Source organism: Streptomyces sp. NPDC028308 (assembly GCF_055565855.1).
The window spans coordinates 933,995-959,857 of record NZ_JBVHTO010000001.1 but is presented as its reverse complement, the minus strand read 5'-3'; the positions used below and the strand labels follow the sequence as shown (position 1 = coordinate 959,857).

The following is a 25,863-nucleotide window of genomic DNA, read 5'->3' as shown; positions in this document are numbered from 1 at the left end:
GTCTCGTCTCACCTGCGCGAAAGCGCCCCCGTGCGCCTCTCCCCCGCAGCGGCACGGCCTTATTGTCTAGACGTCAACGCCCTCGGGGCCCGCGCGTTCCAAAGGAGCTCTCATGACCGCGCCCGTCGTCCACTCGCTGCGCGAACAGATCCGCGAGCACATCGTGGAGGGGATCGTGAGCGGTCGCTGGAAGCCGGGCGAGCGGATCGTCGAGCGGCGGATCGCCACCGAGCTGGAGGTCAGCCAGACGCCGGTCCGCGAGGCGCTGCGCGAGCTGGAGTCGCTGCGGCTGATCGAGTCGGCGCCGAACAAGGGCGTACGGGTGCGCAACCTGACCGCCGCCGACCTGGAGGAGAGCTACCCGGTGCGGGCGGGTCTGGAGGCCATCGCGGCGGAGCTGGCGGCCGCGCGGCTGGCGGAGGACTGCTCGGCCCTGGAGCCGCACGTCGCGGCCCTGTACGAGGCCGACCGCAACGCCGACGGGACCGGCCAGGTGCGGCACACCGTGGGGTTCCACCGTGAGCTGGTGCGCGCCGCGGGCAACTCCGTGCTGCTGCACACCTGGGAGGGCCTCGGCATCGAGGTGTTCACGGCGCTGTCGATCCGCTGGCTCGGCACCGTCCAGCAGTCCTACGCCGAGGAGCACGAGGCCCTCGTGGACGCCTTCCGCCGCCGTGACCCGCTGATCGCGGACCTCGTCAAGGCGCACGTACTGGGCTGCGCGCCGCGCCCGTGACGGATGTGCGTCCCCTCGCTCAGACGTGCTCCGACCTGCGGGAACCTTCGATTTCAAGGCACCCGGTGCCTGCGCTGAAGGCACCGGGTGCCGACTTTGTCGATTCGAAGAGGTTTTCTCCCGCAACCCTTTGATCGATCATCGATCAGGGAGTTACAGTCACCGACGGGCTTCCACCGAGGCCCCACGCCCTGTCCTGCCAAAGACCTAGGGCACCCCCGAACCCTTGCCGATGAGGGAACCCCCTTCGACTGAGGAAGGCGGCGTAATGACCGACCCCACCGCAATCCAGCCGAGCGAGCTCGACCAGCTCCCGGACCGCGACCCCGAGGAGACCGCCGAATGGCAGGCCTCCCTGGACGCCGTCACCCAGGCGGCCGGGCCGCACCGTGCCGCGTACCTGATGCGCCGCACCCTGGAGCGCGCCGAGGGCAACGGCCTCGCGCTGCCCAAGCTCCTCGAGACCGACTACGTCAACACCATCCCCACCTCCGCCGAGCCCACCGTGGACGGCGACGAGGAGATGGAGCGCCGCATCACCGCGTGGAACCGCTGGAACGCGGCCGCCATGGTGACGCGCGGCGCGAAGCACGGCGTCGGCGGCCACATCGCGACCTTCGCCTCCGCCGCCTGGCTCTACGAGACCGGCTTCAACCACTTCTTCAAGGGCAAGGAGGGTGACGGGTCCGGCGACCAGCTCTACATCCAGGGCCACGCCTCCCCCGGCATCTACGCCCGCGCCTTCCTCGACGGGCGGCTGACCGAGCACCACCTCGACCGCTTCCGCCAGGAGTCCGCCGGCGACGGCCTGCCGTCGTACCCGCACCCGCGGCGCCTGCCCTGGCTGTGGGAGTTCCCCACCGTCTCCATGGGTCTCGGCCCGCTCTCCGCGATCTACCAGGCGCGCTTCAACCGCTACCTGACCAACCGCGGCATCAAGGACGTCTCGCAGTCCCACGTCTGGGCGTTCCTCGGCGACGGCGAGATGGACGAGCCCGAGTCGACGGCGGCACTCGCACTCGCCAGCCGCGAGGGCCTGGACAACCTGACCTTCGTCATCAACTGCAACCTGCAGCGCCTCGACGGCCCGGTCCGCGCCAACTTCAAGATCGTGCAGGAGCTGGAGGCCCAGTTCCGCGGCGCCGGCTGGAACGTCGTGAAGTCGCTGTGGGGCAACGCCTGGGACGAGCTGTTCCGGCTCGACACCACGGGCGCCCTCGTACGCCGCCTGCGCCAGGTACCCGACGCGCAGGTGCAGACGTACCAGACGCGCGACGCCGCCTACATCCGCCAGGACTTCTTCGGCGCCGACCCGGCGCTCGTCGAGATGGCCAAGCTGCTGTCCGACGACAAGATCCTGGAGTGCTTCCACCTCTCGCGCGGCGGTCACGAGGCGCGCAAGGTCTACGCCGCGTACCGGGCGGCCCTGTCCCACAAGGGCGCGCCGACCGTGATCCTGGCCCAGACGGTCAAGGGCCACACGCTCGGTCCCGGGTTCGCGTCGAAGAACGCCAACCACCAGATGAAGAAGCTGTCCACGGACGAGTTCAAGCAGATGCGCGACCTGCTGGAGCTGCCCATCTCCGACAGCCGGTTCGTCGACGGTGTGGTGCCCTACGGCCACCCCGGCGCCGACTCCCCCGAGGTCCGCTACCTCCAGGAGCGCCGCGCGGCGCTCGGCGGTCCGGCCCCGGCCCGCCGCACGCACGCGCTCGCGCCGCTGCCGGCCCCCGCCGACAAGGCGTTCACGTCCTTCGACAAGGGCTCCGGCTCGCAGAACGTGGCGACGACCATGGCGTTCGTCCGCCTGATCAAGGACCTCGTGCGCGACAAGGAGACCGGGAAGCGCTGGGTGCCGATCGTGCCCGACGAGGCTCGCACCTTCGGCATGGAGTCCCTCTTCCCCTCGCTCGGCATCTACTCGCCGAAGGGGCAGACGTACGAGCCGGTCGACCGCGACCAGCTGATGTACTACAAGGAGGCGACGAACGGCCAGATCCTCAACGAGGGGATCACCGAGGCCGGCTCCATGGCGGACTTCATCGCCGCGTCGACCGCGTACTCCACGCACGGCGAAGCGATGATCCCCTTCTACATCTTCTACTCGATGTTCGGCTGGCAGCGCACGGCCGACCAGATGTGGCAGCTCGGCGACCAGCTCGGCCGGGGCTTCCTGGTCGGCGCCACGGCCGGCCGCACCACGCTCACCGGTGAGGGCCTCCAGCACGCGGACGGCCACTCCCCGGTCATCGCGGCGACCAACCCGGCGGCGCTGACGTACGACCCGGCGTTCGCGTACGAGGTCGCGGTGATCGTCAAGGACGGTCTGCGCCGGATGTACGGCGAGGCGGCCCCGGGCGAGGACCAGAACGTCTTCTACTACCTGACGGTCTACAACGAGCCGCTGCCGCAGCCCGCGAAGCCGTCGGGCCTCGGCATCGACGAGGGCATCGTCAAGGGGCTCTACCGCTTCAACACCGCCGAGTCGGCCGGCCTCGCGCCCGCCGCCAACGCGGTGCGCATCCAGCTCCTCGGTTCCGGTACGGCGATCCACTGGGCTCTGAAGGCCCAGAAGCTGCTCGCCGAGGAGTGGGGCGTGGCCGCCGACGTGTGGTCCGCGACCTCCTGGACCGAGCTGCGGCGCGACGCGCTGGAGGCCGACGCGGCCCTGCTGCGCGGCGAGGAGCGGGTGCCCTACGTCCGCCAGGCGCTGAACGGCGCCGAGGGCCCGGTGCTGGCCGTCAGCGACTACATGCGCCAGGTCCCGGACCAGATCGCGCAGTGGGTCGAGCAGGACTGGTCCTCCCTCGGCGCCGACGGCTTCGGTCTGTCCGACACCCGTGAGGCGGCCCGCCGCCACTTCGGTGTCGACGCCGAGTCGATCGTCGTCGCCGCCCTGGCCCAGCTCGCCCGCCGCGGCGAGGTCAAGGCCTCGGCGGTCAAGGAGGCCCGGGAGCGCTACGGGCTGTAGGGCCGAGGGGCTCGATTCGCGGTGGAGGGGTACGGCGGTCGCCGTGCCCCTTCGCTGTCGGCGGGGCCCGGCATCATGAACGCATGCGCGCTGCCCGCCTGATCAAGATGGTGCTGCTGCTCCAGTCCCGGCCGTCGATGACCGCCGCGGAGCTGGCGCGGGAGCTGGAGGTGTCCGAGCGGACCGTCACGCGCGACGCGCAGGCGCTGTCCGAGGCCGGTGTCCCGGTGTACGCGGACCGGGGGCGGGCCGGCGGCTACCGCCTGATCGGCGGGTACCGGACCCGGCTGACGGGGCTGGCGCGCAGCGAGGCGGAGGCGCTCTTCCTGTCCGGGGTGCCGGGGGCGCTCCGGGAGATGGGCCTCGACGACGTCGCCTCGGCGGCGCGCCTCAAGGTGTCCGCGGCGCTGCTGCCCTCGCTGCGGGACGCCTCGCGGACGGCGGGGCAGCGTTTCCATCTGGACGCGCCCGCCTGGTTCAGCGAGCCCGAGACCCCGGAGCTGCTGCCCGCCGTCGCGGACGCGGTGTGGGACGACCGGCGGATCGCCGCGCGCTACCGGCGCGGCGAGGACGAGGTCGAGCGGGCCCTGGAGCCGTACGGGCTCGTGCTGAAGGCGGGTGTCTGGTACCTGTGCGCGCGGGAGCCGGCGTCGGGGTCCTTCCGGGTCTACCGGATCGACCGGTTCACGGCGGCCGAGCCGGGCGAGGAGCGCTTCGTCCGGGACGAGGGCTTCGACCTGCCCGGCTTCTGGGCGGAGCGGGCCGCGCAGTTCGCGCGGTCCATCCTGCGGGCGGAGGTCGTCGTACGGCTGTCGGCGACCGGGGCGCGGCGGCTGCCGTACGTGGTCGATGCGGAGGCGGCGAGACGGGCGCTGGGAGTGGCCGGCGAGCCCGACGGCCAGGGGTGGGTGACCGTCGCCCTCGCGGTGGAGTCCGAGGAGGTCGCGCACGCGCAGCTCCTGACGCTGGGGCCGGAAGCCGAGGTGCTGGCGCCCGCCTCCCTGCGGGAGCGGTTCTCGGCGGACGCGGTGCGGCTGGCGGCGCTCTACCGCTGACCGGCCGCCGCTCGGCGCCGGGTGCCGCCTCCGAGCCGGGTCCCGCTCTTCGTGCCCGCCGGTGCCGGGCGGGCCCGCCGGGTCTCAAAGGCCCAGGTACCCGGCGGTCTTACCGCGGGCATGTGCGCGCATAACAATCTGCGGCACTCCGCGTGCGTCCCTCCCGTCCAGGCCCGATGCTTGACCCGTGATGGACGAGACGGAGTTCTGGGAGCTGGTGGACGCGACCCGCGAGGCCGCCGAGGGCGACCCCGAGGAGCAGGCGGACCTGCTCGTCGAGCGGCTGCTGCGGCTGGACCCCGAGTCGGTCCTCGATTTCGCCCGGCACTTCGAGTCCCGCTACAACCGCGCCTACCGCTGGGACCTGTGGGGCGCCGCCTGGATGCTGCTCGACGGGGCGAGCGACGACGCCTTCGACTTCTTCCGGTGCTGGCTGATCGGCCAGGGCCGCGAGGTCTTCGAGGGCGCGGTGCACGACCCGGACTCGCTCGCCGACCTCCTCGGGGACTTCGACGAGGAGGTGGACGGCGACGGCGAGGAGCTGGGGTACGCGGCGGACGAGGCGTACGAGCAGCTCACCGGGGTCGTCGCCCCCGACCTGGGGATTCCGCCCGCGCCCGCCGAGCCGGAGGGCACGCCGGTCGACTTCGAGAACGAGAGCCTGCTCGCCGAGCGGTACCCCCGCCTGTGGGAGCGGTTCAAGGACTGACACCGGGGGCGCCGGAACCGGGCCGGTCCCCGCGTGCGTGCGCGGGGCGCCCGGACGACCCGCCCGGTCGGGACGCAGCGCCTCACACGCTCCGGGGAGCCGCCTCGGAGCGGTCCGGGGCGTTCTGCGGGAGCGCTGCGTCCGGGCGGTCGGAGGCGTGCAGCCGGGGCGCCGCGTTCGCGCGGTCGGGGGCGTGCGGGCGGGGCGCCGACTCGGCGCGCTCAAGGGCTTGCAGCGGGGCCCCCGCCTCGGCGCGGTCCGGGGCGTGCAACAGGGGCGCGGCGTTCGCGCGGTCCGGGACGTGCGGGCGGGGCGCCGACTCGGCGCGCTCAAGGGCTTGCAGCGGGGCCGCGACCTCGGCGCGGTCCGGGGCTTGCAGCGGGGGTGCCGCGTTCGCGCGGTCCGGGGCGTGCAGCGGGGGCGCCGCGTTCGCGCGGTCCAGGGCGGAGGCCGTGGCCGTCGCCGGGCCCACCACGACCGTCACCGCCGCGCACACGACCGTCCAAGGGCCGCGCAGGGCCCCGGTCCAGCGTCCCGTCCCGTACGCACGCCCGCTGTTCATCGTCCCGCCTCCGTTCCGCCTCGCCGTGCCCGCAGCGTAGGAAGCGCGGCTCTGCGTCCGCCCTGGGCCGCCTGTGCGGCCGGTGTGGACCTCACCGGCCCTGGAGGCGGGCGGCCAGCTCCCGAATGGCCGGGAGCCGTGCGGTCAGCGCCGCCCCCGGGCAGCTGGTCATGAACCCCGCGTTGTGGCCGGCCAGCGCGGGCAGGGAGGCGGTGGCACCGGCCTCGAAGCGGCTGAGGTCGTTGCTGGACACGAGCCGCACCCTGGTGCGCGGGTCGACGTTCCCGAGGCCGAGCTTCCAGGCGGCGACGGCGGCGATCGCGTCGGTCATCGCCTTCGGCACCGGCGTGCCCGCGGTGAAGGTGCCGATGGCGGCGATGCCGACGGTGCGGTGGTTGAAGCCCTGGGTGTGGGCGCCGGTGACGGGCCGGTCGACGCCGCCCGCGCGGCCCTCGTAGATCGTGCCGCAGCGGTCGACCAGGAAGTTGTAGCCGATGTCGTCCCACTGCCGGGCCCCTGTCTGGCCGGCGTACAGGTAGCGGATGATGCGGGGCGTGTCGGCGCAGTCGTACCCGTTCGGCGAGTCGGTGTGGTGCACGAAGACGGCGGCGATGCGGTCGTCGTAGCGCGGGGGTGGCTGGTGGGGCGCGCGGGGGTCGAACCAGCGCGAGCGCGGCACGATGGGCGGGCGCGGGGCCTTGTGCTCCACGGCGGCCCGGCCCGCGACGGGCCGGTCGGCCTCGTCTCCCCCGCCGCCGAGTCCCACGGTGCCGAGCACCAGCGCCAGGACGACGGCGATCCCCGGCAGGAAGAGCAGCGCCACCCGTGCGGGCGCCGGAAGCCGGGACAGGTCGAAGGGACGCCCGGCGGACCACGGACGGCGCTCACCGCCCGCAGGAGCCCCAGCAGCCTCCTCGGGGCGCGACGGGCTCTCCCCGGGGGACGGGGGTGACTCAGACCCGGACCCGGCCTGGCCGGTCCCCGGGGGCGGGGGCGATGGCGACCCGGTCCGGCCGGTCCCCGGGGGCGGGGGCGGCCCGGGCGAGCGCTCGGCCTGGCCGGCTCCAGGGATCGGTGGCGGCCCGGGCGAGGTTCCCGCTTGACCGGCTCCAGGAGGCGGTGGCGGCGCGGACGTGGGCTCGGCCGGGGCGGGGCGTGTCGGGGACGGGTCCGGCCGCGGCGGGCGCGGCGGGGCCGTGGGCGGGGTTTCGGCGCGGGGAAGGCCGAGGCGGCGTACCGCGGCCCGCAGGCGCGCCGCCCGTGGCTGCCGCGTCCCGTCGGCCCGCGCGTGACGCGCGGTCCGTCGGAGCGCGCCGCCGGGTATTCGTGTCCCCCGCGCTCTGGGGAAGACACGCATGTCCCCACCCTCACCCGGGTCCGGTCCATCCGCGATGTGTGCTGTGCCACCCGGTGGAACCATCGTCCCGGTCCGGGACGTTTTTACAGGTCCACGCACGTGTGCCGGTTCCCGCGCCGCACGCGCGCGTGCCTGATCACAGGGCCCGCCCCGTGCGTACTACTGGGCCCGAGAGGAAGGCGGCTCCGTGGACCTGCTCGACTTGCTGCTGTCGCTGGTGATCCTGGCCTACGCGGCGTCCGGCTACCGGCGTGGCCTGGTCGCCGGCTGCGTCTCGCTGGCCGGTTTCGTGGGCGGTGCCGTCATCGGCGTGTGGCTGCTGCCGTGGGTCATGGACCTGGTCACGCCGGGGACCCCGGCGGCCACGGTGACCGCCGTCCTGACGGTGCTGATGCCCGCCGTGGTGGGCCACGAGCTGGCGGGACGGCTGGCGCTGAAGCTGCGCCGCGAGCTGCGGGGCGGCCCGCTGCGGGTGGCGGACGGCGTCGGCGGAGCCGCCGCGAACACCGTGGCGGTGCTGCTGGTGGCGTGGGTCGCCGCGAGCGTCCTGGGCGCCTCGTCGTCCACCGTGGTCACCCAGTCGATACGCGACTCCGCGCTGCTGGGCGCCGTGCAGGACGCGATGCCGGACGCCACCCCGACCTGGTTCTCGCGGGCCACCTCGGCCCTGACGGAGGCCGGTTTCCCGCAGGTCTTCAACCCCTTCGAGAACGAGCCGGCGGCCGGTGTGCCCGAGCCCTCCGGCGACAGCGTCACGGCGGCCGCGACGGACGCGGCCCGCCGCAGCACCGTGAAGGTCGAGGGCGCCTCCGGCAGCCAGGGCCGCGAGGGCAGCGGCTTCGTGTACGCCGCGCGGCACGTGATCACCAACGCCCATGTGGTGGCCGGCATCGACCGGCCCACCGTCCGGGTCGGCGGCGTGGGACGCGCGTACGAGGCGAGGGTGGTGCTGTTCGACCCCGAGAAGGACGTCGCCGTCCTGTACGTGCCGGATCTCGACGCGCCCGTGCTGCGCTTCGACGACGCCGCGGAGCGGGGCGACTCGGCGGTCGTCGCGGGCTATCCGCAGGACGGCGGTCTCGACCTCCAGGCGGCGACCGTCGCGAACCGTATCGACGCGACCGGTCAGAACATCTACAACACGGACACGGTGACCCGCGAGATCTACTCGATCCGCTCCACGGTCCGCCCCGGCAACTCGGGCGGCCCCCTGCTGACCACGGACGGGAAGGTCTTCGGTGTCGTCTTCGCCCGCTCGATCTCGGACAGCCGGACCGGCTACGTCCTGACGGTGGACGAGATCGCAGGCGACGCCGGACGCGCGGCGCGGGCGACGGCGCCGGTGGACACGGGCGACCTGGTCACCTCCTGACCGTCCGCTCCATGCCGGCCTGGCGAACTCCCCTTCGTGTAAGCGGAGTTCAGAGCCGGCGCCCCATCATGACGTCGTCCACGTACCCGCCTTCGAGAAGGAACTCCTCCGGCAGGACGCCCTCGACCGCGAACCCCTCGGACTCGTACAGCCTGCGCGCCGGGGTGTTGTGGCCGAGGACGCGCAGCGTGATGCGCCGCGCCCCCTGGCGCCGGGCCTCGTCCTGCGCGGCCCGCAGCAGCGCCCGCCCGACGCCGGCTCCGCGCGCCTCCTCGGCGACGACGAGCCCCTGGATCTGCCGGACGTGGGAATTGCAGGCGAGCGGGGTCGGGAACCCCAGCCGGATGTAGCCGACGACCTGTCCGCCGAGTTCGGCGACGAGGTGGTCGCGCGGGCCGAACCGCTCGCTGTAGAACGGCTCGTACGGCGGCTGGGGGCGGGGCTGGACGGCGTGCACCGGGGACCAGGTGACGCGGTCGAGCCGGCCGAGCGTCTCCTCGTCGTCGAGGGTGGCGTGGCGTATGTGCGGAACGGGCATGTCGATCACTGTACGACGGGGGTCCGGCGGCGCGGCCGGTGTTTTCCGGAGGCACCCGGCAGGATGGATCCATGAACTCACCGCTTGCTCCCGGCTCCCGCATCGCGATCTCCGGTGCGTCCGGCCTGATCGGCTCGGCACTGGCGCGCTCCCTGTCCGCGGACGGCCACGAGGTGGTCCGGATCGTGCGCCGGGCGCCCCGTTCCAAGGACGAGGTGCGGTGGGACCCCGCGGCCCAGCGGGTCGACGCGGCCGGGCTCGCCGGCTGCGCCGCCGTGGTGAACCTCGCGGGCGCCGGGATCGCCTCACGGCGCTGGACGGAGGACTACCGGCGGCAGATCCGCGACAGCCGGGTGCTCGGGACGGCCGCGCTCGCGGAGGCGGTTGCCTCGCTGGACACCCCGCCGCGCGTCTTCCTCAACGGCAGCGCGATCGGCTTCTACGGCGACACGGGCGACCGCGCGGTGGACGAGACCGCGCCGCCCGGGGACGGTTTCCTGCCGTCGGTGTGCGTGGAGTGGGAGGAGGCGGCGGGCGCCGCGCGGGAGGCGGGCGTCCGCACCGTGTTCGCCCGCACCGGGCTGGTGGTGGCGCGCGAGGGCGGGGCCTGGGCGAAGCTGTTCCCGCTCTTCAAGGCCGGCCTCGGGGGACGGATGGGCGACGGGCGCCAGTACTGGAGCTACATCTCGCTGCACGACGAGGTGGCCGCGCTGCGCCATCTCCTCGACACGGAGTCGCTGTCCGGACCGGTCAACCTCACGGCGCCCGAGCCGCTCACCAACGCCGAGGTGACGGAGGCGATGGGGCGGGTGCTGCGGCGGCCCACGCTCTTCGCGGTGCCGGCGCCGGTGCTGCGGACCGCGCTCGGCGGGATGTCGGGGGACGTCCTGGGCAGCCAGCGCGTCCTGCCGTCCCGGCTGCTGGACTCCGGGTTCGCGTTCGCCTTCCCGTCGATCGACGCGGCCCTGCGCTCCGCGCTGCGCTGACGGGCGTCGCCCCGCGGCCCCCGTGCCGCCACCGGCTCCTGACCCCGAGTCATACGCCCCGGGGTCTGGTTCCCCGTGCTCCCCCGTGCCACCGTGCGAGGGCCGTGTACGCCTTGCCTGGCGGGACGGCGGATCTAATCTCGACCGGAACTCGGGTATTCCGGGCCCCTGTCGGGGGCATGACGTCCCCACAGCCGCGCGACCTCCAGGAGGAGCACGTGCTAGAGCCGGCACGCGAAGCGCACATCTCGCAGGACGTGGACGTCGTGATCGTGGGGGCCGGGGCCGCGGGACTCGCGGCGGCCCACCACCTCACCAGGGCGGGCCTCACCACGGCGGTCCTGGAAGCCGCCCCGCATGTGGGCGGCCGCATGGCGACGGACAAGGTGGACGGCTTCCGCCTGGACCGGCTGGGCCGGCTGCTGTCCACCTCGTATCCCGAACTGCGCCGCACCCCAGGCCTGGACGCCCTGGCCCTGCGGTCGTTCTCACCGGGCGTCCTGCTCCACAGCGAGGGCCGGCACCACCGGGCGTACGCTCCCCTCAACCCCCGGAGCGCGAGGGGCGCACTCACCGTCGTACGCGCCCTGGCGAGCGCCCCCCGGCTCCCCCGACCCGCGGGCGCGGCCGTCCGTCCGGGCGGCCCGCCGGGCACCTCGGCGCGCCCCGTGGGACCGCTGGGCCGGCCCGTCGACCAGGCCCGGCTCGGGGCCGCCCTGGCGCGGCTGGCCGCCACCCCGCCGGAGACCCTGCTGAGCCGCCCCGAACTCCCGGCCGGGCGCGCCCTGTCGGCCCGGGGCTTCCCACCCCGCACCGTCGACGGGTTCCTGCGGCCCCTGCTCGCCGCCCTGTTGTGCGATCCCGCGCTCACCACCTCCAGCCGCTGCGCGGACCTCGCGCTGCACGCGTTCGCAACCGGGCGGCTGTGCGTACCCGAGGGCGGCGCCGACGCCCTGCCCGAACTCCTCGCCGCCACGCTCCCGCCCGGTACCGTCCGCACCGGCGTGCACGTCACCGCGGTCTCCACGACGTCCGTGACCACCCGGGACCACGGCGAACTGCGCTGCCGCTCCCTGCTGCTGGCCACCGGGGCGCGCGCCGCGGCCGGACTCCTGCCGGGGCTGCGGGTCCCCGCCTTCCACCCCGTCACCGTCGTCCACCACACGGCCGACGAGCCCCCGCTCGGCGAACCGGCGCTGCTCCTGGACGCCGACCGGAGCGGCCCGGTCGCCCACACCGCGGTGATCAGCCAGGTCGACCCGACCCGGGCACCGGCCGGCCGCGCCCTCATCACCTCGACGGTGCTGGGCACCCCGCCGTCCGCCGCCGACCTGGACACCGCGGTCCGCGCCCAACTGGCCCGCCTCTACGGCACGTCGACCCGCCGGTGGGAGCTCCTCGGCGTCCACCACGACCCCGAGGCGGTCCCCGCGATGCCCCCGCCGCACGACCTGCGCCGTCCGGTGCGCCTGCTGGCCGGCCTGTACGTGTGCGGCGACCACCGCGGCACCAGCACCGTCCAGGGCGCGCTGCGCTCGGGCCGCCGGGCCGCCCGGGCGCTGCTCACCGACCTGGGCGTGCGGCCGGCTCCCCTGGAGAAGCCGTTGCGGACGGCGGCCTGAGCGCGGCTCATCCCAGGGCGGACACCCGGTCCCGGTACCCCCGGACGGGAGCGGCGTCCCGGTACGGTTCGAGCCGGCGTTCGAAGTCGCGTACGTACTCGACCGCCCGCACCGACCGCATCTCCGCCGCCTGTCCGGCCGCCTCAGCCCCCAGTTGGCAGGCCTGGTCGAGTTCGCCGAGCGCGAGGCGGGCGGTGGCCAGCACGACGCGGCAGAACAGCCGGCTGCGGGCGTACACGGGCGCCCTCAGTTGCAGGGAGCGCTCGGCGTGCTGGGCCGCGGCCCGGTACTGCTGGAGGTCGCGGTGGCAGTGCCCGAACTCGTCGGCGAGCTGCGCCTCGTCGAAGAAGCGCGCCCAGTGCGGGACCTCGTCGGCGGGCCGGGCCGCCTCCAGGGCCCGCTCGGCGCGCACCAGGGAGGCGGTGCAGGCCCGCACCTCGCCCAGGACGCCGTGCGCGCGCGCCTCGACGGAGTGCAGCATGGCCTGCATGACGGGCGGGGCGGAGGAGCCGACGCCCTGCTGCGCCACCCGCGCGAGCTGGACGGCCTCGCGTCCGTGGCCGAGGTAGACCGCCTGCCGGCTCATCGTCACCAGCACGTACGACCCGTATGCCCGGTCGCCGGCCGCCTGGGCGAGACGCAGCGCCTGCACGAAGTACCGCTGGGCGAGCCCGTGCGCGGCGATGTCGTACGAGGTCCAGCCGGCGAGGCGGGTGAGGTCGGCGGCGGCCGCGAAGAGGCGGCGGCCGGTCTGCTCGCCGTAGCTGCCGCGCAGCATCGGCTCGGCCTCGTGCTCCAGGTAGCGCACGAGGGCCTGGCGGGCGTGGCCGCCGCCGTACGCGTGATCGAGCGACCGGAACAACTCGCCGACCGAGCGCAGGGCCGCGATGTCGCCGCCGGTGACCCGCTGGCCGGGTCCGCGCTCGGCGGTCCCGCGCTGGCGCGGCACCGCGGGGCGGCCCTGCACGGGCACGCGGAGGGCGGCCGGTTCGCCGCGGCCGACCCGGTCGTCGGCACGTCCGATGAGCCAGTCCCGGCTGGGGACGACCAGTCCGGCCGGGGTGAAGGCGATCTTGCGCAGTTCGGCGTGGCTGCCGGAGTCCTTGCGCCACAGGCCGCTGACGATGTCGACGGCCTCCTCGGGGCTCGCGGCGAATTCGAGGCCCGCGTAGACGGGCGCGCACGCGTCGAGTCCGAGGTCCTGGGCGGTGAGCCGCCGGCCGAGGCGGCGGGTGAAGACCTCGGCGATGAGGGCGGGTGTGGTGCCCCGGGGCTGCTGCCCGCGCAGCCATCGGGTCACGGACGTCTTGTCGTATCTGAGGTCGAGGCCGTGTTCGAGGCCTAGCTGGTCCACGCGACGGGCGAGACCTGCGTTGGAGAACCCCGCTTCTGCGATGAGCGCGGCGAGCTGTCGGTTGGGGGTGCGCTGCGCGGGTCGTTCCGTCATGGTGCGGTGCGGTCTCCTGCCTTCCGGGCACGTCAAGTGCCCGGATTGCCTGTGAGCAGCCCTTATGGCCTCGTGAACGGCGTGAATGTAGCGGTCTGTAAGCACGCCATCGCACACTTCGACGTTCATTCATCCGATCGTGTGAGGATTGGCCCCGGGGCTGACGACCGCCGGCCGGACGTACAGTGGCGTAGGCGTGCTTCGTGCCTTACGGGCCTCGCCCCGCGTGTCACGCGGGCGCGTCCCCGGGGCGCGGCCCGGGGGTCCGGTGCCCGTTGGCCCGCGCGCCGCCAGTTCGTGCCCGTGGGAGCTTCTAGGGAGGCGCTTGCCGTGAGTGAGTTGCGGTTCGTCCGGATGGGATTCGGTGCGGAGGCCGTCGAGTACCAGGAGGCCTGGGACGAGCAGCGTCGCGTGCACGCCGCCCGGTTCCTGGACGAGATCCCCGACACCTGCCTGCTGCTGGAGCACCCGCCCGTCTACACGGCGGGCCGGCGCACGGCCGACAGCGAGCGCCCCCTCGACGGGACCCCGGTCGTCGACGTGGACCGCGGCGGCAAGATCACCTGGCACGGTCCGGGCCAGCTCGTGGGCTACCCGATCCAGAAGCTGCCGCGCCCGGTGGACGTCGTGGCGCACCTGCGCCGGCTGGAGGAGGCGATGATCCGGGTCTGCGCCGAGTTCGGCGTGGAGACCAGCCGGGTCGAGGGCCGGGCCGGCGTCTGGGTCCTCGGCGACCCGGTGGAGCAGCGGCCTGCCCCGGGCGGCCTGTCGCTCGACTTCGACCCGCGGCTGACGGACGACGAGTTCGACCCCCGCCTGGACGGCCCGGAGTACGCGCCCTCCAACGCGGGCCAGCGGCGCGAGGACCGCAAGATCTGCGCCGTGGGCATCCGGGTCGCCAAGGGCGTCACCATGCACGGCTTCGCCCTGAACGTGAACCCGGACACCTCGTCCTTCGACAAGATCATCCCGTGCGGCATCCGGGACGCGGGCGTCACCTCCCTCGCGTACGAGCTGGGGCGCGACCTCACCATCGCCGACGTCCTGCCGGTGGCCGAGAAGCACCTGCGGGACGTCCTGGAGAACGCGGAGCTCAAGCCGCGCGAGGTGGAGCGGGCCTCGGCCTGATCCGTCGCCCCGGGCCCGGGAATGCACCCCCGGACCCGAAGGTTGCCCATACGCAGGGCCGAAAACAGCACGGGCGTACCCTGGTGTACGCCGACGAATCGAAGTTGTAGGGAGCCGGACGTGTCCGCAGTCGCACCCGACGGACGCAAGATGCTGCGCCTGGAGGTCCGGAACAGCCAGACCCCCATCGAGCGCAAGCCCGAGTGGATCAAGACCCGGGCGAAAATGGGTCCCGAGTACAACGCGCTGCAGAAGCTCGTGAAGAGCGAGGGCCTGCACACGGTCTGCCAGGAGGCGGGCTGTCCCAACATCTACGAGTGCTGGGAGGACCGCGAGGCCACGTTCCTCATCGGCGGTGACCAGTGCACCCGGCGCTGCGACTTCTGCCAGATCGACACCGGCAAGCCCGAGGCGCTGGACCGCGACGAGCCCCGCCGGGTCGGCGAGTCCGTCGTCACGATGGACCTGAACTACGCGACGATCACCGGCGTCGCCCGCGACGACCTGGAGGACGGCGGCGCCTGGCTGTACGCCGAGACGGTCCGCCAGATCCACGCGCAGACCGCCGGCCGCGAGTCGGGCCGCACCAAGGTCGAGCTGCTCGCCCCCGACTTCAACGCGGAGCCCGACCAGCTGGCCGAGGTCTTCTCCTCGCGCCCCGAGGTCTTCGCGCACAACGTCGAGACGGTCCCCCGCATCTTCAAGCGCATCCGCCCCGGCTTCCGCTACGAGCGCTCGCTGAAGGTCATCACCGAGGCCCGCGACTACGGCCTGGTCACCAAGTCGAACCTCATCCTCGGCATGGGCGAGACGCGCGAGGAGGTCAGCGAGGCGCTCCGGCAGCTGCACGAGGCCGGCTGCGAGCTGATCACCATCACGCAGTACCTGCGGCCCTCCGTGCGCCACCACCCCGTGGAGCGCTGGGTCAAGCCGCACGAGTTCGTCGAGCTGAAGGACGAGGCCGAGCAGATCGGCTTCTCCGGCGTCATGTCGGGACCGCTCGTCCGCTCCTCGTACCGCGCCGGCCGGCTGTACCAGATGGCCGTCGAGAAGCGCGGCGCCTACATCGCCTCGCAGGCGGTCTGACACACGTACGACCGGGGCGGTGGCACGGGGTGCCAGCCAAGTGTGTGAATCCGCGCACAAGCGGCCGACGCCCGGAAATGGCCAGTTCGACGCGGTTCTGACCGTCCTCGCAGATGAGGGCGTCCGTCAGGGCCGCGTCGGCGTTCAGCCCCTCCGCTTCCAGGCTTCACGGGCGTTTGACCGGTCGGTCACGCCCTGGTAACACCATTCAGTGACCCTGGTTCCACGCACCGTATCGCCTTCGCAAGAGCCGTCCCGAGGGGGGACCTCCATCATGCAGGCCGCGCCCGTACGCGCCACCGCCATTCCTTCGTTCACCGATGCACTGCGTGCCGTCGAGTCGCTGCTCATGAGCAGCGGACAGCGCACGGCCCGCCGCAACGCCTGGACCTCCGTGCTGGAGGACCGCCGCCGTGCCAAGGACCGGGTCGAGGCTCAGCGCGTCCTCGAGGAGGCCGTCGGGCCCCGCCTGTCGTAGCGGCGGCACCGCCGTCGTCGGCGCTTCCCGGGCCACGTAGACTCGTGGCATGGCGAGGAAGGAAACCGCAGCGGACGCTGCGAACCCCGGGCGACTCAAGCAGATCGCCCTGACCTACAAGATGACCCGCAAGGCCGACTCCAAGATCGGTCTTGTACTCGCGGCTGTCGGAATCGGCACCCTCGGTGTCTTTCTCGCGATCGGCTTCTTGATCGGCCACCCGGTCTATCTCGGCATTCTCGGCCTCCTGCTCGCCTTCCTCGCGTCGGCGATCGTCTTCGGACGCCGGGCCGAGCGTGCCGCCTTCGGGCAGATGGAAGGACAGCCGGGCGCAGCGGCGGCCGTGCTGGACAACATCGGCAGGGGCTGGACGACGACCCCGGCGGTGGCGATGAACCGCAGCCAGGACGTGGTGCACCGGGCCGTCGGCAAGGCCGGCATCGTGCTGGTGGCCGAGGGCAACCCGAACCGGGTGAAGAGCCTGCTGGCCGCCGAGAAGCGGAAGATGGCGCGGATCGTCTCGGACGTCCCCGTGCACGACGTGCTCGTGGGCACCGGCGAGGGCCAGGTGGAGCTGAAGAGGCTCCGCACGACCATGCTGAAGCTGCCGCGCGTGCTCACCGGCCCGCAGGTCACGACGACCAACGACCGGCTGCGCGCGATGGGCGACCTGATGAGCAACATGCCGCTGCCGAAGGGGCCGATGCCCAAGGGCATGCGGATGCCCCGCGGCGGCAAGACCCGCTGACACCCCTCCCACGTACGCAAGAGGGCGCCCGGATCACTCCGGGCGCCCTCTTCTCGTCGCGGGGGCTGCCGGGGCCCGCCCGCGCCGTCGGCCGGCGCGGGTCCCGGCATCGTCAGACGCGGACCTCGACCGTGCGGGCCAGGCGGTCGTGCAGACCCCGGCCGTCGCGGTCCCAGATCAGGGCCGGCACGGCCACGCACAGCAGCGCCGTCCGCAGCAGGGCGCGCAGCGGGTTCAGCCGGCCGCCGCCCTCGGGGACGACGCGCAGTCCGAACAGGCGCTTGCCCGGCGTGAAGCCGACCGTGCCGACGGTCAGGACGCCCAGGACGAAGAAGACGAGCAGCGCCCAGTTCCCCGTGGCCTGGTCGTAGCCCTCGGTGAGCAGCCCGTATGCGATCAACAGGCACAGGCCCCAGTCCACCGCCAGGGCGCCCAGACGGCGGCCCGGGCGGGCGATCGAACCCGGCCCGTCCTGCGGCAGACCGAGCTGCTCCCCCCGGTATCCGAAGTCGGCACCGGCTTCTTCCATGGCCTCGCGGGGGCCGGACAGCCACGATCCGATTGCTTGCCTGTTGTCCACCCGTCCACGGTACTGCGCCCGGGTATGTGCCCCACCGGCCGGGGTAGTCGTAGGCTGCTGTCGAACCCGGCCGGTTAACTTGCGCGAAACAAATGGGTCACGCTTGAGAAATCCCCCGTCCCTATGGTCGGGTCCAGCGTGTGCCACCGCACTGGCCGCACGAACGAACTACCACCCCGGTCCTAGTGGGCGGGAGTAGGAGGAGCTGGATGTTCCAGAACGCCGACGAGGCCAAGAAGTTCATCGCGGACGAGGACGTCAAGTTCGTCGACGTCCGCTTCTGCGACCTTCCGGGTGTGATGCAGCACTTCACGATCCCGGCCCAGGCCTTCGACCCGGCCGAGGAGCTGGCCTTCGACGGCTCCTCGATCCGCGGCTTCCAGGCCATCCACGAGTCCGACATGGCGCTCCGCGCCGACCTGTCCACCGCGCGCGTCGACCCCTTCCGCCGCGACAAGACGGTCAACATCAACTTCTTCATCCACGACCCGATCACGGGCGAGCAGTACTCCCGTGACCCGCGCAACGTGGCCAAGAAGGCCGAGGCCTACCTCGCCTCGACCGGCATCGCCGACACCGCGTACTTCGGCCCCGAGGCCGAGTTCTACGTCTTCGACAGCGTGCGCTTCAAGACCGCCGAGAACGAGTCCTTCTACCACATCGATTCCGAGGCGGGCGCCTGGAACACCGGCGCCATCGAGGACAACCGCGGTTACAAGGTCCGCTACAAGGGCGGCTACTTCCCGGCCCCGCCGGTCGACCACTTCGCCGACCTGCGCGCCGAGATCTCCCTGGAGCTGGAGGCCTCGGGCCTCCAGGTCGAGCGCCAGCACCACGAGGTCGGCACCGCCGGCCAGGCGGAGATCAACTACAAGTTCAACACGCTGCTCGCCGCGGCCGACGACCTCCAGCTCTTCAAGTACATCGTGAAGAACGTCGCCTGGCGCAATGGCAAGACCGCGACCTTCATGCCGAAGCCGATCTTCGGTGACAACGGCTCGGGCATGCACGTCCACCAGTCGCTGTGGGCCAACGGCGACCCGCTGTTCTACGACGAGGCCGGCTACGCGGGCCTCTCGGACACCGCCCGCTTCTACATCGGCGGCATCCTCAAGCACGCCCCGTCGCTGCTCGCCTTCACCAACCCGACGGTGAACTCGTACCACCGTCTGGTCCCGGGCTTCGAGGCGCCGGTCAACATGGTCTACTCGCAGCGCAACCGCTCCGCGGCGATGCGTATCCCGATCACCGGCTCGAACCCGAAGGCCAAGCGCGTCGAGTTCCGTGCCCCGGACTCCTCCGGCAACCCGTACCTCGCCTTCTCGGCGCTGCTGCTCGCCGGTCTCGACGGCATCAAGAACAAGATCGAGCCGGCCGAGCCGATCGACAAGGACCTCTACGAGCTGGCTCCCGAGGAGCACGCGAACGTGGCGCAGGTCCCGACCTCGCTCCCGGCCGTCCTCGACGCCCTCGAGCGCGACCACGAGTTCCTCCTCCAGGGCGACGTCTTCACGTCGGACCTGATCGAGACGTGGATCGACTACAAGCGCACGAACGAGATCGCGCCGCTCCAGCTGCGCCCGCACCCGCACGAGTTCGAGCTGTACTTCGACGTGTAAACCGTCACGGCTCCCGGCCCGAGCCCCGTCGCCGCCCTCACGGGTCGGCGGCGGGGCTCAGTCGTACGGCGGGCCGTCTCAGCGGCCCTTCTGACGCTCCTGGCGGCGCGCCTCCAGCGGGCGCTCGCGGCGGTAGCGGCGCTCCCAGCGGGCCTGCCGGTCACGGCGGGCCCGGTAGGCGCGGTAGCTGGAGTCCGGGCGGGCGGCGGACCCTCCCGAGGCACCGGGAGCGGCCGGCGCGCCGGTCGAGGACGCGGTGGGCGCGCCAGTGGCTGCGCGTCCGTAGCGGACGTGGAGGAAGAGCACGGCGACCGCGGCCAGCCAGAGGCCGTGGTGGGAGAAGCCTAGGACGACCAGGACCGCGGTCGCCGAAAGGATCAAGGTGCCCATGACGGGACTCCTTGGGGGCGTGGGTAACGGGATCTCGACAAGTGCTCCGACGCGGGCGCTGGGGTGGGCGGCCGGCGTCGGTGCGTAGAGACTAGTCCCGGGACCGCCGGCTGATGCCTGTCCGGCGGGAAGCGGTGCGCGACGGCTCCGGAACGCATCCCCAGCGTAGGGAGCCGGTCTCTCCGCGTGCATCCCTATTTCCGGCGGGCCCGTCGGTCCGGCTTCGGTCCGGCCCCAGCTCCGGTCCGCCGTCCACCGCGTCGCGGGCCACCTCGGCCGGCGCCCGGGCCCCGCTCATCTCACGGTGGCGGGCCGGCGCGAACCCCGCGGCGTCGGAGGCGGGTGCCGCGCCCGGCACGCGCGGGCAGGAGGCGGGGGCCGGCGGGTCAGACGCCGGGGGCCGCTCTGACCACGCCCGCGGCCACGGCGGCGCACAGCGTCCCGTGGTCCAGGGCGTTCTGGTCGGCGTAGTGGAGGGCGAAGTCCGCCACGGCGCGTTCGAAGGCGTCGGCGCCGCCGAGGTAGCCGGCTATGGCGACGCGGTCGCCGGAGCGGGCGTGGGCACGGGCGAGGGCCGCGCCGCACAGACGGGCGTAGTCGTGGAGCTCGTCCGGGCTCATGCCGGCGACGTCCGGGGAGCCCTTCATGTCGCGTAGCCGCCGCCAGTAGTACGGCCGTCCCTGGGGTCCCGTCATCCAGCCGAGGAAGATGTCGCCGGTGGCCTGCAGCAGCCGCTGGCCGGCGACGACGCGGTGGCCGGGATGGTCGTAGGGGCCGGTGGGCAGGTGCTCCTCCAGCACGGACCGGCCGGCCTCCTTGAGCTGCAGGAGCAGCGGGTCGTCCTCGTCCCGGCCGGCGAGCAGCACGACGAAGCAGCGGACGCCCACGCTGCCGACGCCGACGACCTTGCGGGCGGCGTCCATGAAGCGGTAGCGGTCCAGGAGCAGCCGGCGTTCCTCGGAGAGCGTGGAGCGGTAGTCGCTGAAGATCTTCCGCAGGGCGCCCATGTCGGACGGTCCCGCAGTCTCCAGCAGGGGCGGGTCCTGGACGATACGGAGCCGGCCCTCGGCGGTCTCGGTGAGCCGGCCGAGCGCCTGGAGGCTGGTGCGGCGGCGGGCCCGGGAGAGGGTGGACTCCAGGCGTTTGCGGTGGTGGGCGGAGCGGACCAGCGGGAGCAGCCGGTCGGCGTCGATGCGCTCGTACCAGACGGACAGCTCGCCCCGACGGGCCAGCCCGCGCATGGCGTGGCGGTACTCGGCGGCCGAGGCGCGCGCCGCGCGGCGGGCCCGTGCCTCGCTGTGCCCGTTCTCGCGGGCGGCCACGGCGATGCTGGCGGCCAGCCGTTTGACGTCCCATTCGAAGGGCCCGGGGAACGTCTCGTCGAAGTCGTTGAGGTCGAAGAGCAGGGCGTGTTCCGGGGAGGCGAAGAGACCGAAGTTGAGCAGGTGGGCGTCGCCGCAGAGCTGCACGGTGAGTCCCGTGTGGGGGCGGGCCGCGAGGTCGGCGGCCATCACGGCGGCCCCGCCGCGCAGGAACGCGAAGGGCGAGGCGGTCATCCTGCCGTATCTGACCGGGAGGAGTTCCTGGAGCCGGTCCCTGCCCTGGCGTTCCAGTACGGCGACGGGGTCGGGGCGGTCGAGGGCGGCGAGCCATTCGCCGTGCGCGGAGCGGGGGAGGATCTTGCGGACCGCTCTGCCCTTCTGGGCGCGGTCGGCCGGCGTGGTCATGAGCGGGGGTGCGCGGCCGCGGCGGCCGTCGCGACGAGCCTTCGTCCACCCTGACTGCCCATCGCCGTCCCGCCTTTCCCCGCGCCTGCGGTCCCTGCTCTCCCCGGTCGCCCCAGTGAAGTCCGCCGGGCGGTGGGCACGCATGCCGGGTACGGCATTCGGGTGACGTGCCCCGGGGGCGGCCGGGTGTTCGGGAGGATGAGGGGAAGTGCCGGGATTCCGGCGCACGGGCGGCCGGAGAGGTGGAGGCGACGTGGGAGCGCGGCGGCACATCGGGGTGGCGGAGCGGCGGGCCAGGCTGGCGCTGCGGCACCGGTTGGCGGGTCCGGCGCGCGCGGCGGGCCCCGAAGAGGTGGCGGACTCGCTGGTCGCCCTGCACGGGACCGATCCGGCGACGGTGTACCTGGCGGTGGGCGCGCGGCTGGCCGAACCCGGGAAGACCGTGGCCAGGCTGGAGCGGGCGCTGTACGAGGACCGCACGCTGGTGCGGATGCACGGGATGCGGCACACGGTGTTCGTGTTCCCCGCCGCGCTGACGGCCGTGGTGCACGCCTCGACGGGTCTCGCCGTCGCCGCGAAGGCGCGGGCCGGGCTGCTCGATCAGCTGGCGGAGGGCAGCGGGGGACGGCTGACGGAGGAGTGGCTGGCCGAGGTGGAGGCCGCCACGCTCGCCGCGCTGGCCCGGCGCGGGGAGGCCACTGTGGACGAACTCGTGGCCGACGAGCCGCGGTTGAGGGAGCGGTTCACCTACGGCGCGGGGCGCGGCTACGAGAGCGAGCAGACCGTGTCGTCCCGGCTGATGCGGGTCCTCGGGGTCGAGGGGCGGGTCGTGCGCGGGCGGCCGTTGGGCACGTGGACGTCGACCCGGTTCCGGTGGGCCGTCGCACCGCCGCATCCCGAACTGGCGCCGGCGAAGGCCCAGTCGGACCTGATGCGGCGCTGGCTGGCCGCGTGCGGTCCGGCCACGGAGGAGGACCTGAAGTGGTGGACGGGGTGGAAGGTCACCGACGTGCGCCGGGCGCTGGCGGCGGCGGGCGCGGCGGCCGTGTCGCTCGACGGCGGGGTGACGGGGTACGTCGCGGACGGTGACGCCGGGCCGGTGACCGGACCCGCGGAGCCCTGGGCCGCGCTGCTGCCCGGTCTCGACCCGACCGCCATGGGATGGCGGGACAGGGACTGGTTCCTGGCTCCGGACCTGCGGCCCGCCCTCTTCGACCGGAGCGGGAACGTGGGCCCGACGGTGTGGTGGAACGGGCAGGTGGTGGGGGGCTGGGCGCAGCGGCCCGACGGGGAGGTGGTGTGGCGGGTGCTGGACGCGACGGGGCTGGGCCGGGAGGGCCGTGAGGCCGTCGCCGCCGAGGCCGCGCGGCTGTCCGCGTGGGTGGGCGGGGTCCGGGTCACGCCCCGCTTCCGGACGCCGCTGGAGCGGGAGTTGACGGCGGGGTAGGTGTGCGTGCCAGACCCCGCTCGGGTCGGCCTGATCCAGACGACAGGCCCCAGGTCCTCGCCACCGGCTCCGGTCGCTGGTGGGGCTCCGTCCGGGCCGCGCTCCTCGCGGGCGGGCGGAGCCCCGGTGCGTCAGCGGGCGTACCTCATCAGCGCCCTGACCATGTGGCACGTGGTGTCGGACGGCGGGTGGACGCCGATGAGCGCGGCGGCGCTGTGGATCGTCTCGTTGCGGGCGTGGTCGGCCAGGTAGACGCCGGAGTCGAGCAGGGCGATCGCCAGGCGCATCGCCTTGAGCCGGCGGTTGTGCGTGACGTACCAGTCGCGGGGGCGTCCCGGCGGGAGCGGACGCTTCTCCACGGGCTCGTACGGCAGGTCGAGCGGGACCGCCCTGCGGGCGGTGGACTGGGTGGGCTTCGGCTTCAGTGCGGCAGCGGGCACGGGCATCCTCCTGTCGCGGTCAGGGCCTCGCCGGAACGTCCGGCGGCACCCTCGAACACTGCTTCTATTCTACCGCCCGGCACTGACAAAAGCCGCTGGCCACAAGGGCTTTGACCTGGGGTGTGACGCAGGTGGGAGGGGGTGTTCCGGGTACCGTGTGAGCATGGAGATCTGGATCAACCCGGCCTGTTCGAAGTGCCGCGGCGCCGTCGGCCTGCTCGACGCGGAGGGCGCCGACTACACCGTGCGCCGCTACCTGGAGGACGTGCCGACCGAGGACGAGATCAGGGACGTGCTGGAGCGGCTGGGGCTCGAACCGTGGGACATCACCCGCACCCAGGAGCCCGCCGCCAAGGAGCTCGGGCTCAAGGAGTGGGCGCGGGACGCCGGTTCGCGGGACCGCTGGATCACGGCGCTGTCCGAGCACCCGAAGCTGATCCAGCGGCCCATCATCACGGCGGACGACGGGACCGCGGTGGTGGCCCGTACGGAGGAGGCGGTACGCGACGCCCTGTCCCGCTGACCGCCCCCGGCGCCCGCCTCTGTGGCCCACGTCACTCCGGTGGTCTCCGTGACCGTTGAGTGACCTCGTTCGATATCTCGTACCTAGCGGCGTACGTTCCCCCGGACCCAGGAGGCGCGCATGTCGCGTAGGAGAACGCTCAGCACCCCGAAGAAGCTCGCCCTGCTGGCCGGCGCCGCCGCCGTGGCCGGAGGCGGGGCCTTCGCCCTGGCGGCCACGTCGAACGCGGCGCCCGTCCAGAACGCGAACTCGACGGTCTGCCAGGGGCTGGCCACGGCGGTCGGCAACAACCAGCGGTTCATCGACGCCCAACGGGCCGCCCCCGACGCCCAGTCGGAGGCCCGCATCGCCAACCGCGAGGCCGTCATCAAGGAGATCGGGCGCCAGCAGAAGGCGTCCGGCTGCGAGGTCGGGGAGTCGGCTCAGGACTCCCAGGCCACCGCGCCGGCCACCACCGCCCCCGCCGAGACGGCTCCCGGGGAGGCCGCGCCCGGCGCGGCGGCCCCCGGCGACGAGGCCGGCACCGGGGGCGGGGGCGCCGCCGCCGGTGAGCAGGTCTGCGCCGGTTCGACCGTCACGCTCTCCGGGGAGAACGGCGCACCGGCCGCGTCCAGCAACCAGTTCCCCGCCGGCACGAAGCTCCGGGTGACCAACCTGGACAACAACAAGTCCACGACCGTGGAGGTCACCTCGGTCTCGGGCAGCTGCGTGCTGTTGAACAACGCGGCGTTCGAGCAGGTCAGGGAGCCCGGCAAGTTCCTGATCCGCAAGGCCCGCATCGAACGCGTGGGCTGACCCCGCGGAGTCCGCTGCGGTGCCGTGGCCCTTCCGCGGGGCCGTGCACGCAAGCGGGCGCCGGGGTCACCGGAGCCGGTCCGCTTCCGTGCGGTGGGCATCGCCCGTCGTACGGAAGCGGACCGGCGGAGGGCCGCCGGAGCGCCGGCGCCGGACAGCCGCAGGCCGCCCTCCTCCCAACGCGGCGCCGGGCGGGCGGGCTAGGGCCTGTCGTTTGGATCAGGCCGGTGTCGCGGGGTCTGGCACGCACATCTGCGGCGTTGTCGTCGGTCGCCGACTCCCCCACTCTCGGCTCCGCTCGAGCGGGGGGACCCCCATCGCTTCGACTCCCTCCTCCGCCTTGCAGCTGCACGCACCAGACCCCGCTCGGGTCGGCCGGGACGAACCGTCCGTCACGGCCGACCTGATCCAAACGACAGGCCCTAGGCCGGAGCCGTCTCGCCGGCCCCCTCGACGCGGTCCGCGGCTCGCCCCCAAGGGCAACGGACCGCCCTGCCCGCCGCTCACCGGTCTCTCACCTGAGGGGTGACTCGCCCTGGCGGAGGGCCAGTTGCGCCTCGGCCTCGGCGAGGATCTCGGTCATCCGCACCCCGAACGCCAGGTCGCACGCGTGCGGCCGTCCGGTGCGCACCGACTCCACCAGCGCGTCCAGCGCCGCGTGAAACGAGCCGATCGCGTCCCCCCAGTCCGGCAGGGCGGCCGGTCCGTGCTCGCCCACGAGATCAACGCTCACCCCGGCGGCCCCCGGCGGCGCGCTCAGCCCGAGGGTCGCCGTGCTCGACGCACCGGACGCGTGCCGCAGGACCAGATGCGCGGTGTCCCGGGGTCCACGTGCCGCGGTCACCCCGGTCACCTCGCCGAGCACCGGGAGGAGCAGGGACAGCGCGTGGGGACCTACGTCCCACAGACCGCCCTTCTCCCGCCGCCAGGGCGACGCTGCGTACGGGCTGTCGCTGCCGTCCGCGAACAGCGAACCGAGCCAGCGCACATGGGCGGTGTACCAACCGCCCTCCGCCGCCCGGTCGTCGATCCAGGCGGCGGTTCCGGCGGCGAAGCGCAGCGTGCAGAACACCACGGACGCGACCCCGGCCCGCGCGGCGGCTCCGGCCGTGTCCCGGGCGGCGGCCACGTCCGTCGCCACCGGCTTGTCCAGGAGAAGGTGGCAGCCGGCCGCGGCGGCCCGCGCGGCGAGCGGTGCCTGGACGTCCGGCGGCAGGGCGAAGGCCGCGACGTCGCAGGAGGCGAGCAGTTCGTCGGCACCCGCTTCGCCGGTGTGAGCGGTCGTGCCGTGCGCCTCGGCCAGTGCCTTCGCGGCCTCGGGCCGCCTGGCCCACACTCCGGCGAACTCCACGCCGGCATGCGCGGCGATGGCGGGTGCCTGGGTGCGCTCGGCCCATGGGCCGGCGCCGAAGAGTCCGATACGCAGCTGATTCGAGGGGGTCGTCATGCGGGACAGTGTGCCCGGCGTCCGGCTGCCCGCACGCCGCCCTCCGGCGCGCTCCCGCACCGGGCGCTTCTCGTATACGAAAGAGCGCGAGCCCCGTCCG

At 73.6% G+C, this 25,863-nt stretch carries 24 protein-coding genes; 15 read left to right on the top strand and 9 right to left on the bottom strand.

Annotation, left to right across the window (positions count from 1 at the left end):
• Window positions 1-112 precede the first annotated feature (112 nt).
• The 4 genes from ACZ4VA_RS04060 to ACZ4VA_RS04045 all read left to right on the top strand — a co-directional run bounded on the left by ACZ4VA_RS04060 (window position 113) and on the right by ACZ4VA_RS04045 (window position 5,471).
• Window positions 113-736 (top strand): GntR family transcriptional regulator, encoded by a 624-nt coding sequence (locus ACZ4VA_RS04060; protein WP_356167323.1) that lies wholly within the window; start codon window positions 113-115, stop codon window positions 734-736.
• 268 nt (window positions 737-1,004) lie between these two features.
• Window positions 1,005-3,707, top strand: a complete 2,703-nt coding sequence (gene aceE / locus ACZ4VA_RS04055) for a pyruvate dehydrogenase (acetyl-transferring), homodimeric type (protein ID WP_356167326.1) — start codon at window positions 1,005-1,007, stop codon at window positions 3,705-3,707.
• Between the two features lie 83 nt (window positions 3,708-3,790).
• Entirely contained in the window at window positions 3,791-4,762 is a 972-nt protein-coding gene (locus ACZ4VA_RS04050) for a helix-turn-helix transcriptional regulator (RefSeq protein ID WP_356167329.1), read from the top strand.
• Between the two features lie 190 nt (window positions 4,763-4,952).
• The gene (locus tag ACZ4VA_RS04045) at window positions 4,953-5,471 is read left to right on the top strand and encodes a DUF4240 domain-containing protein (protein ID WP_355790361.1); all 519 of its coding nucleotides are present in this window, start codon (window positions 4,953-4,955) and stop codon (window positions 5,469-5,471) included.
• 82 nt (window positions 5,472-5,553) lie between these two features.
• Here ACZ4VA_RS04045 and ACZ4VA_RS04040 read toward each other — a convergent pair whose 3' ends face one another.
• Complete coding sequence (locus ACZ4VA_RS04040) at window positions 5,554-6,033, bottom strand: hypothetical protein (RefSeq protein ID WP_468079570.1); 480 nt, start codon at window positions 6,031-6,033, stop codon at window positions 5,554-5,556.
• Between the two features lie 91 nt (window positions 6,034-6,124).
• A complete protein-coding gene (locus tag ACZ4VA_RS04035; protein ID WP_355790356.1) occupies window positions 6,125-6,856 on the bottom strand; it encodes a peptidoglycan recognition protein family protein in 732 nt (243 codons plus the stop codon).
• A gap of 721 nt (window positions 6,857-7,577) precedes the next feature.
• Here ACZ4VA_RS04035 and ACZ4VA_RS04030 point away from each other — a divergent pair.
• Complete coding sequence (locus tag ACZ4VA_RS04030) at window positions 7,578-8,762, top strand: MarP family serine protease (RefSeq protein WP_468079568.1); 1,185 nt, start codon at window positions 7,578-7,580, stop codon at window positions 8,760-8,762.
• A gap of 49 nt (window positions 8,763-8,811) precedes the next feature.
• Here the strand turns inward: ACZ4VA_RS04030 and ACZ4VA_RS04025 are convergent, their stop codons facing one another.
• Complete coding sequence (locus ACZ4VA_RS04025; RefSeq protein ID WP_355793581.1) at window positions 8,812-9,300, bottom strand: GNAT family N-acetyltransferase; 489 nt, start codon at window positions 9,298-9,300, stop codon at window positions 8,812-8,814.
• A gap of 71 nt (window positions 9,301-9,371) precedes the next feature.
• Between ACZ4VA_RS04025 and ACZ4VA_RS04020 the strand changes: the two genes are divergently transcribed.
• Window positions 9,372-10,286: a TIGR01777 family oxidoreductase gene (locus ACZ4VA_RS04020; protein ID WP_355793583.1), complete on the top strand. Its 915-nt coding sequence runs from the start codon at window positions 9,372-9,374 to the stop codon at window positions 10,284-10,286.
• Between the two features lie 218 nt (window positions 10,287-10,504).
• Entirely contained in the window at window positions 10,505-11,908 is a 1,404-nt protein-coding gene (locus ACZ4VA_RS04015) for an NAD(P)/FAD-dependent oxidoreductase (RefSeq protein ID WP_468079644.1), read from the top strand.
• 7 nt (window positions 11,909-11,915) lie between these two features.
• Here the strand turns inward: ACZ4VA_RS04015 and ACZ4VA_RS04010 are convergent, their stop codons facing one another.
• The gene (locus ACZ4VA_RS04010) at window positions 11,916-13,355 is read right to left on the bottom strand and encodes a regulator (protein WP_356167343.1); all 1,440 of its coding nucleotides are present in this window, start codon (window positions 13,353-13,355) and stop codon (window positions 11,916-11,918) included.
• A gap of 330 nt (window positions 13,356-13,685) precedes the next feature.
• Here ACZ4VA_RS04010 and lipB point away from each other — a divergent pair, with 330 nt between their 5' ends.
• The 4 genes from lipB (at window position 13,686) to ACZ4VA_RS03990 (ending at window position 16,795) form a co-directional block, all read left to right on the top strand.
• Window positions 13,686-14,483 carry a lipoyl(octanoyl) transferase LipB gene (gene lipB, locus ACZ4VA_RS04005; RefSeq protein WP_468079564.1) on the top strand — a complete coding sequence of 266 codons (798 nt, stop codon included), beginning with the start codon at window positions 13,686-13,688 and terminating at the stop codon, window positions 14,481-14,483.
• A 120-nt stretch (window positions 14,484-14,603) separates the two neighbouring features.
• Complete coding sequence (gene lipA, locus ACZ4VA_RS04000; RefSeq protein WP_355790733.1) at window positions 14,604-15,569, top strand: lipoyl synthase; 966 nt, start codon at window positions 14,604-14,606, stop codon at window positions 15,567-15,569.
• A 274-nt stretch (window positions 15,570-15,843) separates the two neighbouring features.
• Window positions 15,844-16,047 carry an SCO2195 family GlnR-regulated protein gene (locus ACZ4VA_RS03995; RefSeq protein ID WP_121403422.1) on the top strand — a complete coding sequence of 68 codons (204 nt, stop codon included), beginning with the start codon at window positions 15,844-15,846 and terminating at the stop codon, window positions 16,045-16,047.
• Window positions 16,048-16,096: 49 nt separating this feature from the next.
• Window positions 16,097-16,795 (top strand): DUF4191 domain-containing protein, encoded by a 699-nt coding sequence (locus ACZ4VA_RS03990; RefSeq protein ID WP_355790737.1) that lies wholly within the window; start codon window positions 16,097-16,099, stop codon window positions 16,793-16,795.
• Between the two features lie 112 nt (window positions 16,796-16,907).
• On the opposite strand, the gene ACZ4VA_RS03985 is transcribed toward ACZ4VA_RS03990, so the two are convergent.
• Entirely contained in the window at window positions 16,908-17,375 is a 468-nt protein-coding gene (locus ACZ4VA_RS03985) for an RDD family protein (RefSeq protein ID WP_452924199.1), read from the bottom strand.
• Between the two features lie 209 nt (window positions 17,376-17,584).
• On the opposite strand from ACZ4VA_RS03985, the gene glnA reads away from it, so the two are divergent.
• Window positions 17,585-18,994 carry a type I glutamate--ammonia ligase gene (gene glnA, locus ACZ4VA_RS03980; protein ID WP_356167351.1) on the top strand — a complete coding sequence of 470 codons (1,410 nt, stop codon included), beginning with the start codon at window positions 17,585-17,587 and terminating at the stop codon, window positions 18,992-18,994.
• 78 nt (window positions 18,995-19,072) lie between these two features.
• Here glnA and ACZ4VA_RS03975 read toward each other — a convergent pair whose 3' ends face one another.
• Both ACZ4VA_RS03975 and ACZ4VA_RS03970 read right to left on the bottom strand, forming a co-directional pair.
• Complete coding sequence (locus ACZ4VA_RS03975) at window positions 19,073-19,384, bottom strand: hypothetical protein (protein WP_356167354.1); 312 nt, start codon at window positions 19,382-19,384, stop codon at window positions 19,073-19,075.
• 386 nt (window positions 19,385-19,770) lie between these two features.
• Window positions 19,771-21,111, bottom strand: a complete 1,341-nt coding sequence (locus ACZ4VA_RS03970) for a DUF2252 domain-containing protein (protein WP_356167357.1) — start codon at window positions 21,109-21,111, stop codon at window positions 19,771-19,773.
• Window positions 21,112-21,364: 253 nt separating this feature from the next.
• Here ACZ4VA_RS03970 and ACZ4VA_RS03965 point away from each other — a divergent pair, with 253 nt between their 5' ends.
• Window positions 21,365-22,558: a winged helix DNA-binding domain-containing protein gene (locus ACZ4VA_RS03965; protein WP_468079560.1), complete on the top strand. Its 1,194-nt coding sequence runs from the start codon at window positions 21,365-21,367 to the stop codon at window positions 22,556-22,558.
• Window positions 22,559-22,689: 131 nt separating this feature from the next.
• Here ACZ4VA_RS03965 and ACZ4VA_RS03960 read toward each other — a convergent pair whose 3' ends face one another.
• Window positions 22,690-22,998, bottom strand: coding sequence for a hypothetical protein (locus tag ACZ4VA_RS03960; protein WP_355793395.1), 309 nt, complete (start codon window positions 22,996-22,998; stop codon window positions 22,690-22,692).
• 163 nt (window positions 22,999-23,161) lie between these two features.
• On the opposite strand from ACZ4VA_RS03960, the gene ACZ4VA_RS03955 reads away from it, so the two are divergent.
• Together ACZ4VA_RS03955 and ACZ4VA_RS03950 are read left to right on the top strand one after the other, a co-directional pair.
• A complete protein-coding gene (locus ACZ4VA_RS03955; RefSeq protein ID WP_356167363.1) occupies window positions 23,162-23,521 on the top strand; it encodes an arsenate reductase family protein in 360 nt (119 codons plus the stop codon).
• Window positions 23,522-23,641: 120 nt separating this feature from the next.
• Window positions 23,642-24,316 (top strand): RlpA-like double-psi beta-barrel domain-containing protein, encoded by a 675-nt coding sequence (locus ACZ4VA_RS03950; RefSeq protein WP_356167366.1) that lies wholly within the window; start codon window positions 23,642-23,644, stop codon window positions 24,314-24,316.
• A 514-nt stretch (window positions 24,317-24,830) separates the two neighbouring features.
• Here ACZ4VA_RS03950 and ACZ4VA_RS03945 read toward each other — a convergent pair.
• Window positions 24,831-25,763 (bottom strand): Gfo/Idh/MocA family protein, encoded by a 933-nt coding sequence (locus ACZ4VA_RS03945; RefSeq protein WP_388903474.1) that lies wholly within the window; start codon window positions 25,761-25,763, stop codon window positions 24,831-24,833.
• Window positions 25,764-25,863 lie beyond the last annotated feature (100 nt).